We start from the raw sequence: 12,199 nt of genomic DNA on the forward strand, positions 1-12,199 counted from the left end.
CCCGTTGGGAAGGGGATCCGACCCCGGTTCAGAACAACTGGCCCTGCACCGTGGGCTGTTCCATGCGCGCTGGTTGTTCGGCCACCTCTTCTGCACCCAGCCGCCAGGCCAGGCCGCCGATTCGACTGGCATGGCGCTTGAGCGCGGCCTGCAGCACGTCGGCACTGGCCGCCACATGCAGGACCTGGCGGGCACGGGTCAGCCCGGTGTAGATCAGCTCGCGCGACAGCACGCGACTGTCCTGCCGTGGCAGTTGCAGCCAGACCTCATCGAACTCCGAGCCCTGTGCCTTGTGCACGGTCATTGCGAACGCGCTCTCGTGCGCCGGCAATGCGGCCGGATGGAAGGCGCGCGGCTGATCGGCGGTGTCGCCGGGGAACCACGCCACCATCGCGCCCGTGCTGTCGCGCAGGCAGATGCCGACATCGCCGTTGAACAAGCGATGCCGATAGCTGTTCTCGGTTACCAGCAGCAGGCGCCCCTGGAAGTAGCCCGGGGTGGTGCCGGCCAGCAGCTGTTCGATCCGCTCGTTGAGGCCACGGGCTCCCTGCGGCCCTTCACGCAGCGCGGTCAGCACGCGCAGGCGGCCGGCCTGCTGCAGTGCCAGGACCGGGTCCCGGATATCGGCCAATGCACGCCAGCGGCCCAGCAGATGCTCACGCTGGTCACGCAGCGGATCCGGCTCCCCTTCGTGGAAGCGGACTCCCGACAGTTCGCCACTGCGCAGCAGTCGCAGCGTGGTGACGCTGTCGCCATCGCGGACGGCACGCGCCAACGGTGCCAGATCCAATGCGTCGCTCTGCCGGTAACCGCGCTGCAGCTGCACCCGCCGACCGGTGAATGCATGGACCGGCGCCGGCGGCTGCAATGCCGGTGCCGCCAACATCCCCTGCAACGCCAGTGCATCATCGACGCGCGTGCCCATGCCATCACCGCTGGCTCGCAGGATCGCGCCCAGCACGTCGCCGGCTTCGACCGAGGGCAGCTGGTCAGGATCACCGAGCAGGATCAGGCGGGTGCCGCTGGCGATGGCATCGACCAGCTTGGCCATCATCGGCAGATCGATCATCGACGCTTCGTCGATCACCACCACATCCAGCGGCAGCGGATTATCGGCGTGGTGGCGGAAACGGGGCGAGTCGGGAATGACGCCCAGCAGGCGATGCAGGGTGGTACCGGTGGTAGGCAATGCGGCGCACAGCGCCGGGTCCAGGCCCTCCTCCTGCAACCGCTGCACGGCCAGACGCAGGCTTTCAGCCATCCGCTCTGCGGCGCGGCCGGTCGGTGCGGCCAAGGCCACCTTCGGCGGTGGCTGGCCGGCATGCGCTGCCTGCGCAGCCAGCAACAGCAGCAGGCGCGCGATGGTGGTGGTCTTGCCGGTGCCGGGTCCTCCGGTCACCAGCGCCAAGGGATGACGCAGGGTCACGCCTGCCGCGCGCGCCTGATGATCCTCGGCATCCCGGGCCTGCGGGAACAGCCGTGCGAACAGAGGCGCCAACGCGGGCAGATCCGGCGCCGGCAGCGGATGGCCGCCGATGCGCTGCAGGCCTGCCGCCAGCTGCCGCTCGTACTCGCGATAGCGGCGCAGGTACAGCAGGCCATTCTCCATCACCAGCGGGGCGTCATCTGCGACAGCATCGGCGCGCCCGGGGGTCGCGACCCAGGGCGAGGCGCGCAGCTGCTCGATCCAGGATTGCGGCGCCGGCCAGGCGGATACGCCTTCCAGCAGCCGGTGCGGCTGCGCCGGATCGAAACCGGCATGCCCCAGCGATACCGCCAGCGAGGCCAGGGCCGCCGCCAGGGCCACGTCCTCCGGGGTGTCCGTGCGCAGGCGCTGCAGGCCGGTGGCCAAGGCGTGGTCGATCGTCCGCAGCTGGCCATTGCGGTACAGATCCCTGAGCAGGCTCATGCGCTGGCTCCAAGCGCGCGTGCCGCCAGCTCGGCCTGGGCCTGCCTGCCTCCGGCGAACAACGCATCGAGCGCGTCCACCAGTTCGAGCGGGAAACGATCGGTGTAGACACCATTGCCAGTGCCATCCAGGCCGCGGCAGAACAGATAGCGGATGCCGCCCATGTCGCGTTCGTAGCGGTAGGCCGCCCCCAGCCGGAAGCGCAGCCAGCGATGCAGCGCGACGGTATAGATCAGGGCCTGCAGGTCGTACTCGCTGTGGCGCATGGCGATGGCCAGCAGGTCGGGGCTGTAGCCCGGCAGCCGGTTGGATTTGTAATCGAGCACGTACCAGCGGCCATCGCGCACGTAGGTGAGGTCGATCATGCCGGTCATCAGTCCTTCCAGCCGGCGGCGCTGGCCGAAGCCCCGGCGCGCGCTGGCGATGCCATGGGCATGCAGTACATCCAGCAGCGCCGGCACAGCGGTCGGCTCGATGGCGAAGTGGAAGTCGATCTCGGCACGACGATCCTGCGCGGGCACGCTGTACAGCGCGCCGCCCTCCGGCAGCTCCGCGATGAGGGTCTGGCCGACCAGTGGCACCAGCACCGCGATGCCGTCATCCAGGTCCGCATCTGCATAGCCCTCTTCGCGCAATGCCTTGCGCAGCACGGCGGCCTGGCCTTCCGGCGCTTCCTGGCCAGGCTGCCAGGCGCCCCATGCGGCGAAGTCGACGTTCTCCATCGCTTCGTGCAGCACGTTGCCGAAGCGGCTGCCCATGAAACGCGGGTCGACCGGCGCGGCCTCTTCGGTCGCGGCAGGATCCGGCAGCGCGGGCTCCAGGGGCAGCTCTGCGCCAACCGGTTCGTCGGCCGCCGGCGCCGGAAGTTCGGTGGCGGCCGCCTCGATGTCACTGCCACTGCCGGCATCGGCATGGGCCAGCTGGGTGAAGCTGTATACCCACCAGTCGTGGGGCACGCGACGCGCCTGCGTGCGCACTGCCGGAAGTTCGCCGTCCATTTCCACCGCCAGCTGCGGCAGCTGCGCCACCGGCTCGCTGTCGTCGACCTGCACATCGGCGCACCCACGCAGGGCCTGCAGGTCGCCCAGCAACGGCGCCAGTGGGGTCCTGGCAAGACCGGCCAGGTCACCGATGGCGATCCACAGCGCGTGCTCGGCTCGGGTCATGCCGACGTACAGCAGGCGCGCGTCCTCTGCCTGCTGTTCGTGCCGCGCCTGGCGGCTGACGGCGTCCCACACCTCGTCCCTGTCGAGCTTCCAGTGCAGCTGGCGCTCGCCGTCCAGATGCACGGTGCAGTGTGCAGCGCTGTTGTTCGCGCCGCGCTCGATGCCCACGAACGGCAGGAACACCAAGGGGTATTCCAGGCCCTTGCTCTTGTGCAGGGTGATGATCTGCACACGGCGCGCGTCCGATTCCAGGCGCAGCAGCTGCTGCTCATCGTCCTGGTCGGCGCTGGCCATCCGGCCCTGCAGCCAGTCCAGCAGGCCATGCATGCCCAGCGCCTGTGCCGACGCCTCCTGCAGCAGCTCGCCGAGCTGGAGGTAATTGGTCAGCCGGCGCTCGCCATCGATCAGCGCCAGCAGGCGTTCGCCCTGTGCGGCGCAGACGTCGGCGATCACCGCGAACGGGCCGCCGCGCTGCCATCGTTCGCGCCAGTGCAGCAGCTGCGCCTGGAATCCCCGCTGCAGGTCGCCTTCGTGTTCCATCGCTGCGATCGCACTGGCAGGCTGGCTGAGCAGCACGGTGGCCAGCGCGGTACGCAGGCGGCCTTCGTCGGCCGGTTGCAGCAGGGCCAGCAGCAGCGCGCGCAGGTCGCGGGCTTCGCTGGTGGCGAACAGGCTCTGCCTGCCGGCTGCCACCGCGGGAATTCCAACAGCCGCCAGCGCACGCTGTACAAGCGTGGCCTCGCGATGCGAACGCACCAGCACGGCGATGTCAGCCGGCTGCACCGGGCGACCACGCAGCAGGGCCCTGCCGGCGCGCGCGTCCACCAGCACCTGGTGAATGGCGGCCACACAGGCCCGCGTCGCTGCCTCGCGGGAGGCATCGGCAGCCAGCGGCCTGTCACCGCCGCTGCGCAGCACGCGCAGGGTCAGGGCTGCGGCGGCATGGCCATCACGCTGGTAATCCGCATCTGCACGTACGCCGCCCGGCCGCACCGGCTCGAAGCGGATGTCACGCTCGAGGAAGGCGTCCTCACCGCCGTTGTCGTACAGCATCTGCAGCACGCGCAGCAGCGCAGGCCGCGAGCGGAAATTCTGGTCCAGTGCCGGCGCAGGCTGCGCAACCTGCCTGGCCTTGAGGTAGGTATGGATGTCGCCGCCGCGGAAGCCATAGATCGCCTGCTTCGGATCGCCGATCAGGAACAGCGCTGGCGCCAGTCCCAGTTCGCGCACCTCCGGCGAATCGCCGAACAGGGTGTGGAAGATGCCCCATTGACGGTCATCGGTATCCTGGAATTCATCGACCAGGGCAATGCGGTACTGCGCGCGCAGCCGTTGCACCAGCGTCAGCCGTTGCGGCCCCTGCAGGGCAAGCGCCACGCCGTCGATCAGGTCATCGTAGGTCTGCACCCGTCGCGTCTGTTTCAACAGGGCCAGTCGCTGCGCGGCTTCGGCGCGCAGGGCGTGCAGGAAACGGATCGCGCGCTGGCGAAGCCACGACATGACCACGTCGGCGGCATCCCACCAGGCCTGCAATGCGTCAAAGAGGGGTGCATCCGGGCATGCGCCCTGCTGATCGTCCCGGCAGAGCGCCTGCATCGAAGTGGGCAGCAGCTTCTCTAGATGGAGTTTTCCATCGCGTGACCAGTCCGCGCCGGCCTGCCCGGCGACCAGGGTGGAGAATGCCTTGTCGAAGCTCGGCCGCTTGGCACGACGTCCATCGAAGACCTTCTTCTCGAACGCCGTGGCGATCTGCCCACGGGCCGCATCAAGACCGGAGTCGATGGCGGACGCGAGGACCTGCGCGGCCTGCAGCATCCGCGGCCGCGGATCGTCCGGCAGCGTCGGCAATGGCAATGGATGCAGCGGCGGTGCGGCCAGCAGCGCGCGCAGGTCGCCTGCCAGTGCGTCCGGGCTCGACCACAACAAGGTCAGCGGCTCCAGTGTGGCCGGATCGTTGGCGTGCACGCGCCACAGGTCAGCCGCCAGTTCCTCCATCAGCTCGCGGTCGCTGGTCAGCAGCTCCGGAGGATCGAAGGTGTGGCCGCTCTCCAGTGCGTGCTCGCGCAGCACGCGGGTGCAGAAGCCGTGGATGGTGAAGATCGCGGCCAGATCGATTTCGTCGGCAGCGACCTGCAGGCGACGCTTCAGCGCCGCCGCGCTCTCATTGCCGGCATCGAGATGGCGCCACAGGATCTGCCGGGTCAACCGCATGTCGGGTGCCTCGCCGTCGCCCGGAGGCAGGTCGACCATCCGCGCGGCCAGCGCCAGTCGCTCACGGATGCGCTTGCGCAGTTCCTGGGTCGCGGCATCGGTGAAGGTCACCGACAGGATCTGGCCGATACGCAGGCCCTGCTCGACCACGAGCCGGGTGAACAGCGTGGCCAGGGTGAAGGTCTTGCCGGTGCCGGCACTGGCTTCGATCAGGCGGACGCCATCCAGGGGCAGTGCGAGATACGGGTCGATACCGGGATGTTCGATGGGGCTGCCTGCCACGGTAGCGTTCATCCGGTGACCTCTGTATGTGAACCGGCGCCGGGCACGCGGCCTTCGCGCAGCGCGCCGAACACCACCTGGCTGTTGTGCAGCAGCTCGGCATACCGGGCATCGTCCGCGAAGGGATCGGCACCGCGCATCAGCAACTGCCAGGCGTCACTGCGGGATTCGCCCCAGCTGCGGTCGCTACCATGCCACTGCTTCCAGCCCTCGCTGCGCTGTTTCTCGCCGCTGGTCGTGTACAGCACCCAGCCGGTGTAGGGAGCGAACCACAACGGCTCACGCAGGCCACGCCGGCGCAGCTGCAGCAGCGCGCGCAGGGCGGCCCGCGCCGCGGGCACGGACAGTGCCGGCAGGACGTGCGGACCCTGACCGGCGTCACCGCCGTCGTGGAACTGGACCAGCGGCAACGCGTCGCCTGCCGCATTGGCCAGCAGCCAGTCCAGCCCCTGGCGGATCACCGCGTTGCCGTTGAGCGTGCCCGCGCGCAGCCGCACCAGACCACCGGGATGGCGATCGGCAACCCGGCCGTGCAGGCGCACGCCGTCGATCTGGACCTCATAGCGGCGGCTTTCCGGCTGTACGCCCTGCATCCAGCCCAGCATTGCGTCGGCATAGGGGCGGGTCTTCGATTGTTCCACCTCGAACTGCCGCTCGCCCAGCGCGCCGGATGGCACCAGCGCGCGTGCGCGCAGCCTCGGGTAGAGCGGGTCGTCATCGCCGGTGAGGGTGGCACGCACCACCGCGGCCTGCACACTGCGCGTGTCCGGCCCTCGCGCGGACAGCACCAGCGGCTCCAGATCGACGACGTCCTCGACCTCATCGGCCAGTCGAAGGCCCAGAGACTGCGACAGGAACTGCCCAGCCGGATCGCACAGAAAACGGCGCAGGCTTTCCAGAGACAGCTCCTCTTCCTCCGCAGCTTCGACCGGCGGCGGCAGCGCCGCTGCGTCGAACCACGGCGACAGCCCGCCACGCTGCCCGGCCAGGCGACCGGCTGCCGGATGCCATTGCCGGCGGTAGCTGAAGCGACGCGGGTCGCCATCGCCGAACGCAGCGGGGGAGAACGGCTGCAGCGCGTGGCGGACCGTGAATGCCGCGGCGGCGGCGGCTGGATCGAGGTGGTAGGCCGCCACGGCGTCGATCAGCTCGCTGACCAGCACCGACGGTTCCCGCACGCTGCCATCGCGCGGATCGGCGCCGAGGTAACTGAGGTAGAACACGTCCTGTGCGGCGGCGAACAGCTGCAGGAACAGGAAGCGATCGTCCTCGCGGGTGGAACGGTCGCCCGGGCGGCGTCGGGGCGTGTCCAGTTCGGCGGTGAGCTGGTTCAGGCCGGCCGCCGGATCGCGACGCGGGAAATCGCCATCATTGAGGCCGAGTACGCAGATCACCCGGAACGGCAGCAATCGCATCGGCACCATGCGGCCGAAGCTGATGCCGCCGGTCAGCAGCGGTGCACGCGTGTCGGCTTCGGCCAGGGCGGAGGCGAAATGCGCACGTATCACTTCGGGAGGCACCCCGTCGCTGAAGCCGGCCTTGTCTGCGTCTTCGGCGAACTGGTTGAGCAGTTTGCGCAGCCGCTCCAGCGCGCGCTGGCTGTTGGGTGAGCCGGGCGGGGTCGGCAGCAGCGCATCCAGCAGCGACAGCAGGCGCTGCCGCCACTGCGCCGGAGTCAACGTCTCGCCAAGACGGCGCTGGTAGGCGGCCAGTACCCGCAGCAGGCGCAGCAGGCGGTCCAGCGCATCCAGCGCGCCACCTTCCAGCCCGGTCCACGGCGCGACGCCGGCCAGGTCGGCATCGCTGCCGGTGGCATGGCCCAGCAGCAGGCGATCCAGCGCGAACTGCCAGGTGTAGGCATCATCCGGCGGCGCGCCGTGCCGGGCGCGATGGTCCGCATCCAGCCCCCAGCGTGCGCCCGCCTGCTGCAGCCAGCCATGCAGGCGGTCGAAGTCGGTCGCGTCCAATCCGGCTGCCTCGGCCAGGGGCGCGCTGGCCAGCAGATCCAGCATTTCATTCAGGCCAAACCGCGAGACCGGCAGGCCAATCAGGTGCACGAACACATCGGCCAGCGGTTCGCCCGCCAGCGGACTGCTGTCGGCCAACGCGTAGGGAATGTGGTCGTCCTCGCCACCGCGGCCACCGAACACGGCCTCCAGGTAGGGCACGTAGGGATCGATGTCCGGCGCCAGCACGGCGATCTCGCGGGCCTGCAGCGGCGGGTCGAAGCGGTCATCCTCAAGCAGGCCACGCAGCTGGTCGTGCAGGACCTGCAGTTCGCGCAGGCGGGTGTGGCAGGCGTGCACCTGCAGGCTGGGATCATCGCCGGCCAGGCCATCACGCAGTTCGCCGGACGGCAGCGCCCGACGGTGGAACAGATCGCGCTGCAGGCGGTGCAGCAGGCTGTCGGACAGGCCGCCGTCGGCCATCGTCGGCCGCGCGTCGTCTTCCGGGTCGATGTAGGCGGCGATCTCACCGGCCGGGTGTACCACTTCATAGCTGCCCAGCACTGCCATGAAGTCGCGGCCGGCTGCGCCCCAGGCTTCCAGCAGGCGGTGTTCTCCCGCCGCTTCGCCGAAGGGATCGGGAGCGCCGCTGCGCAGCCGCTCGGCCAGGGTCTGCAGGTCGCCCCAGTACGACTGCACCGGGGTGGGGAGGTAGAAATGCAGTTCGCCCACCCGCGCCTGGGTCGCCATGACCCGCAGCACGTCCGGGGAGATGTTGAGCGTCGCGAATGCGGACATGCGCGGCGGCAACCCCTGCGGCAATGGCTGGCCGGCACCCTCGAAGCGGTCCAGGTAGGTCTGGATGCGGCGCGCGCGGTAGCCATGCCCACCGGCAACGGCGCGCCACAGGATCGCCTGGGGATCGGCCGGGTCGGCCCCGGCCTCCCAGCGCAGCAGCCAGTCGCGCCGCCAGGCCTGGTATTTCTCGAACACCGACGCCAGCTCGCCGGCCAGGGCCCAGGGTTTCAGCCCATCGCTGCCGGCCAGATAGGACTGCAGCGCGCGCATCGGTGGTTGCCCGAGCAGCGCCGGATCGCGCAGCGCCCGGTACAGCCGCCAGTGCAGGCCGGCAGCATCGAGATCGTCGGCTTCGCCATCGACGTTGGCGTTGAGCGCACGGGCGACGAACTCACCCGGGGTGAGGAATTCGAGGTTGGCGGCGACACCGTATTCGGCGGCCAATGTCGCCTGCAGCCAGCGCCGCATCGCTACCTGCGGGATCAGCACCACGTCCGGTGCGAGCAGCGGCTGCCCTGGCATCGGCGCACGGACGTTGCGTGCCAGCAGCGCGGCCAGCACATCCAGCGAGTTGGAATGGTAGAGGCGGAAGTCGCTGCCCGGGTCACTCATCATGCACAGTGTGCAGCACGGCTGGCAGTATTCAATGGTCAAACCTGTCACCGGCACGGATTGTTCCGGGTCGCCCGGCGATTGTCCCGACCTGCCCGGGGCCCTGCCGTGCCACAATACTGCACCGTCCAGTCTGCTTATGTTCAGCCGGCTGACCCGATCCTTCGATGTCGAAAAAATGTTAATGGTGCCCATGTCGGCTTCCACCTCCAGTCTGGTGCAGTTGTCCAACGTCCGCATCGACCGGAGCGGACGCACGATCCTGCGCGACGTTTCCCTGCAGGTGCCGAAGGGCAGCATCACCGCCGTGCTCGGTCCCTCCGGCAGCGGCAAGTCGACCCTGCTGGCCGCGCTGACCGGCGAACTGCGCCCGGCGGCCGGCGATATCACCCTGTTCGGCAAGCCGATCCCGCACCGCAGCGCCGAGCTGCTGGAGATGCGCAAGAGCGTCGGCGTCCTGCTGCAGGGCAATGGCCTGCTGACCGACCTCACCGTGGCCGAGAACGTCGCCCTGCCGCTGCGCACCCACACCCGCCTGCCGGCGGCGGTGCTGCGCCGGCTGGTGCAGATGAAGCTGCACGCGGTGGGATTGCTGGCCGCGGCCGATGCCTGGCCGCGCGAGCTGTCCGGCGGCATGGCGCGCCGCGTAGCGCTGGCCCGTGCGCTGGCGCTGGATCCGCCGCTGATGATCTATGACGAGCCGCTGACCGGGCTGGACCCGATCGCGTCCGGGGTGATCATGAGCCTGATCCAGCGTCTCAACCACAGCTTGGGACTGACCAGCATCATCGTCAGCCACCACGTGCACGAGACGCTGCCGATCTGCGACCAGGTGATCGCCATCGCCAATGGCGGCATCGTCTTCCAGGGCACGCCCGACGCGCTGCAGTCCAGCCAGGACCCGTTGCTGCGTCAGTTCCTGCACGGCCAGCCCGATGGCCCCATCCCGTTCGACGCCGAGCCGCGCGCGAGGGTCGCCTGATGCCCTTCATCCAAGCCACCCGCTCGCTGGGCCGCGCCGGCCTGTTTTCGCTGACCGTGCTGCGCGGTTCGCTGCCGACCCGTGATTTCCTGGCCGAACTGACCCGCGAGATCTACAAGATCGGCGCGCGCTCGCTGCCGATCATCGCTGTCGGCGGCGCCTTCGTCGGTCTGGTGTTGACCCTGCAGGGCTACCGCACGCTGACCACCTTCGGCGCGGCCGATGCCCTGTCGACCCTGCTCGGCTTGTCGCTCTACCGTGAACTGGCCCCGGTGCTGACCGCGTTGCTGTTCATTGGCCGTGCCGGCAGCTCGATCGCCGCCGAACTGGGCCTGATGCGCGCCACCGACCAGATCAAGGCACTGGAGCTGATGGCGATCGACCCGGTGGCCAAGGCCGTGGCGCCGCGCTTCTGGGCAGCCGTGCTGACCGTGCCGCTGCTGACCGGCATCTTCTGTTCGCTGGCGATCAGCGCCAGCTACTTCGAAGCGGTGCACGTGCTCGGCCTGGACAATGGCGTGTTCTGGTCGGCGCTGCGCAACAGTGTCGACTTCTGGGACGATTTCGGCGTGGCGATGCTGAAGTCGGCGATCTTCGGCGGCACTGCAGCCCTGGTCGCCGCCTATGTCGGTTTCCACGCCGAGCCGACCATCGAAGGCACTTCGGTGGCCACCACCCGTGCGGTGGTCAATGCCTCCCTGCTGGTGCTGATGTTCAACTTCGTGCTGTCGGCAATGCTGTTCACCTAACCCTTCCATCGGCGGTGCGCGGTGCGCGCGGCCACAACGACTCGATCAGGTACTCCCCATGGCCATCCGCGGTCCCAGACTCGAATTCTCCGTCGGCGCATTCCTGCTGCTGGCCCTGGCGTCGCTGCTGGTGCTGGCCGTGGCTTCCACCAACCAGCGCTGGAGCTGGGGCGGTGACGGCTACGAGCTGAAGGCGCGCTTCTCCCAGGTCGGCCAGCTGCGCAAGCAGGCGCCGGTCAAGATCGGCGGCGTTACCGTCGGCCAGGTTGCCGCGATCGACCTGGACCCGGTCAAGTTCGAATCCATCGTGACCCTGCGCATGGACAGCAAGGTCAAGGACCTGCCGGCGGATACCTCGGCCGGCATCTTCACCAGTGGTTTGCTGGGCGAGAGCTATATCGGTCTTCAGCCCGGTGGTGATCCGGAAGTGCTCAAGCCCGGTGAGGAGATCGTCTTCACCCAGCCGGCAGTGGACCTGATCCAGCTGGTCGGCAAGTACATGTTCAGTGGCGGCGCCGGCGGCGGCGCAGACCCGAAGCCCAACGATGGCGCACAGGCGCCTGCAAAGGAACCGCAACCATGAAGATGAAACTGATCCCGGCCCTGCTCGCGTCCTCGCTGCTGCTGGCGACCCCGTTGCTCGCCCAGGCGCAGGCCGCGGCCCCCGCTGCCGCCGCTCCGCAGGCCCAGGCCGGCAAAGTGGTGATCGATGCCAGCAGCCGCATCCTGTCCACCCTGCAGCAGCGCAAGAGCGAGTTCAGCAGCAATCCGTCCAGCCTGCGCTCCTACATCGACAGCGAACTGAACCGCACCTTCGACCGCGACTACGCGGCGCGCCTGGTGCTGGGCACGCATGCACGCGGCGCGTCGGATGCGGACATCAAGCTGTTCGCCGATGCGATGGCCGACAGCCTGATGCAGCGCTACGGTTCGGCCCTGCTGAACATCCAGGGCAGGCCGAGCTTCCGCCTGAAGGGTGAAAGCCCGCTGCCCGGCAACCGCGGCGTGCGCGTGAGCACAGAGCTGGTGCGTGCGGGCAACGAACCGACGCCCGTCGAGTACTGGATGCGCAACGTGAACGGCCAGTGGAAGATCTTCGACGTCAACATCGAGGGCATCTCCTACGTGCAGACCTTCCGCAACCAGTTCGACAGTCCCCTGCGCCAGAAGGGCATCCGACAGGTGGCCAACGAACTGCACAGCGGCAGCATCCAGGCCGGACCGGCCGGCAATGGCAAGTAACGCGCTGGCACTGCTGGAAGGCGGCACCCTGCGCCTGCGCGGGGCGCTGGATCGTGCCGCTGTCATTGCACTGTGGCCGCAGCTGCAGGCGTTGCCGGCGCAGCTGGCACGGCTGGAACTGGGCGAGGTCGAGCGCGTGGACAGCGCCGGCCTGGCCCTGCTGGCCGAGCTGGCCGCGCGCGCGCGCAAGGCCGGCCACCCCCTGGTGATCTCCGGCATGCCCGCCGGCTACAACGAACTGAGCGCAGCCTACCGGCTGTCGCCCGACCTGGATTTCAACGCTACTTCTGCTGCGAGCTGAC

General features: G+C 69.1%; 8 protein-coding genes. 5 read left to right on the plus strand and 3 right to left on the minus strand.

Annotated features, from left to right (window positions below; all coding sequences use genetic code 11):
• Window positions 1-28: 28 nt before the first annotated feature.
• The 3 genes from recD to recC are packed head-to-tail and all read right to left on the minus strand — an operon-like array spanning window position 29 to window position 8,927.
• Entirely contained in the window at window positions 29-1,909 is a 1,881-nt protein-coding gene (gene recD, locus QMZ25_RS04050; RefSeq protein ID WP_262218820.1) for an exodeoxyribonuclease V subunit alpha, read from the minus strand.
• On the minus strand, window positions 1,906-5,580 hold the full coding sequence (recB, locus tag QMZ25_RS04055; protein WP_283219168.1) for an exodeoxyribonuclease V subunit beta: 3,675 nt from the start codon (window positions 5,578-5,580) through the stop codon (window positions 1,906-1,908). Before recB ends, recD begins: the two co-directional genes overlap by 4 nt.
• Window positions 5,577-8,927 carry an exodeoxyribonuclease V subunit gamma gene (gene recC / locus QMZ25_RS04060; protein WP_283219169.1) on the minus strand — a complete coding sequence of 1,117 codons (3,351 nt, stop codon included), beginning with the start codon at window positions 8,925-8,927 and terminating at the stop codon, window positions 5,577-5,579. Before recC ends, recB begins: the two co-directional genes overlap by 4 nt.
• Window positions 8,928-9,117: 190 nt before the next feature.
• Here recC and QMZ25_RS04065 point away from each other — a divergent pair, with 190 nt between their 5' ends.
• The 5 genes from QMZ25_RS04065 to QMZ25_RS04085 are packed head-to-tail and all read left to right on the plus strand — an operon-like array spanning window position 9,118 to window position 12,198.
• On the plus strand, window positions 9,118-9,906 hold the full coding sequence (locus QMZ25_RS04065) for an ATP-binding cassette domain-containing protein (RefSeq protein ID WP_065174056.1): 789 nt from the start codon (window positions 9,118-9,120) through the stop codon (window positions 9,904-9,906).
• Window positions 9,906-10,655, plus strand: coding sequence for an MlaE family lipid ABC transporter permease subunit (locus QMZ25_RS04070; RefSeq protein ID WP_065174057.1), 750 nt, complete (start codon window positions 9,906-9,908; stop codon window positions 10,653-10,655). Before QMZ25_RS04065 ends, QMZ25_RS04070 begins: the two co-directional genes overlap by 1 nt.
• A gap of 58 nt (window positions 10,656-10,713) precedes the next feature.
• Complete coding sequence (gene mlaD, locus QMZ25_RS04075) at window positions 10,714-11,238, plus strand: outer membrane lipid asymmetry maintenance protein MlaD (protein ID WP_053517247.1); 525 nt, start codon at window positions 10,714-10,716, stop codon at window positions 11,236-11,238.
• Window positions 11,235-11,897 (plus strand): ABC transporter substrate-binding protein, encoded by a 663-nt coding sequence (locus QMZ25_RS04080; protein WP_053517245.1) that lies wholly within the window; start codon window positions 11,235-11,237, stop codon window positions 11,895-11,897. The genes mlaD and QMZ25_RS04080 overlap by 4 nt, the downstream gene beginning before the upstream one ends.
• Complete coding sequence (locus QMZ25_RS04085; protein ID WP_053517244.1) at window positions 11,887-12,198, plus strand: STAS domain-containing protein; 312 nt, start codon at window positions 11,887-11,889, stop codon at window positions 12,196-12,198. The genes QMZ25_RS04080 and QMZ25_RS04085 overlap by 11 nt, the downstream gene beginning before the upstream one ends.
• Window position 12,199: the final 1 nt, after the last annotated feature.

It is taken from the genome of Stenotrophomonas sp. RS-48 (assembly GCF_030053245.1).
Classification (GTDB): Bacteria; Pseudomonadota; Gammaproteobacteria; order Xanthomonadales; family Xanthomonadaceae; genus Stenotrophomonas; species Stenotrophomonas maltophilia_P.

What these genes read in the sequence shown, in the direction of transcription:
- recB (WP_283219168.1), bottom strand. Translation starts at nt 5,580, where the DNA reads ATGAACGCTACCGTGGCAGGCAGCCCCATCGAACATCCCGGTATCGAC.
- QMZ25_RS04065 (WP_065174056.1), top strand. Translation starts at nt 9,118, where the DNA reads ATGTCGGCTTCCACCTCCAGTCTGGTGCAGTTGTCCAACGTCCGCATC.
- QMZ25_RS04085 (WP_053517244.1), top strand. Translation starts at nt 11,887, where the DNA reads ATGGCAAGTAACGCGCTGGCACTGCTGGAAGGCGGCACCCTGCGCCTG.
- recD (WP_262218820.1), bottom strand. Translation starts at nt 1,909, where the DNA reads ATGAGCCTGCTCAGGGATCTGTACCGCAATGGCCAGCTGCGGACGATC.
- QMZ25_RS04080 (WP_053517245.1), top strand. Translation starts at nt 11,235, where the DNA reads ATGAAGATGAAACTGATCCCGGCCCTGCTCGCGTCCTCGCTGCTGCTG.
- mlaD (WP_053517247.1), top strand. Translation starts at nt 10,714, where the DNA reads ATGGCCATCCGCGGTCCCAGACTCGAATTCTCCGTCGGCGCATTCCTG.
- QMZ25_RS04070 (WP_065174057.1), top strand. Translation starts at nt 9,906, where the DNA reads ATGCCCTTCATCCAAGCCACCCGCTCGCTGGGCCGCGCCGGCCTGTTT.
- recC (WP_283219169.1), bottom strand. Translation starts at nt 8,927, where the DNA reads ATGATGAGTGACCCGGGCAGCGACTTCCGCCTCTACCATTCCAACTCG.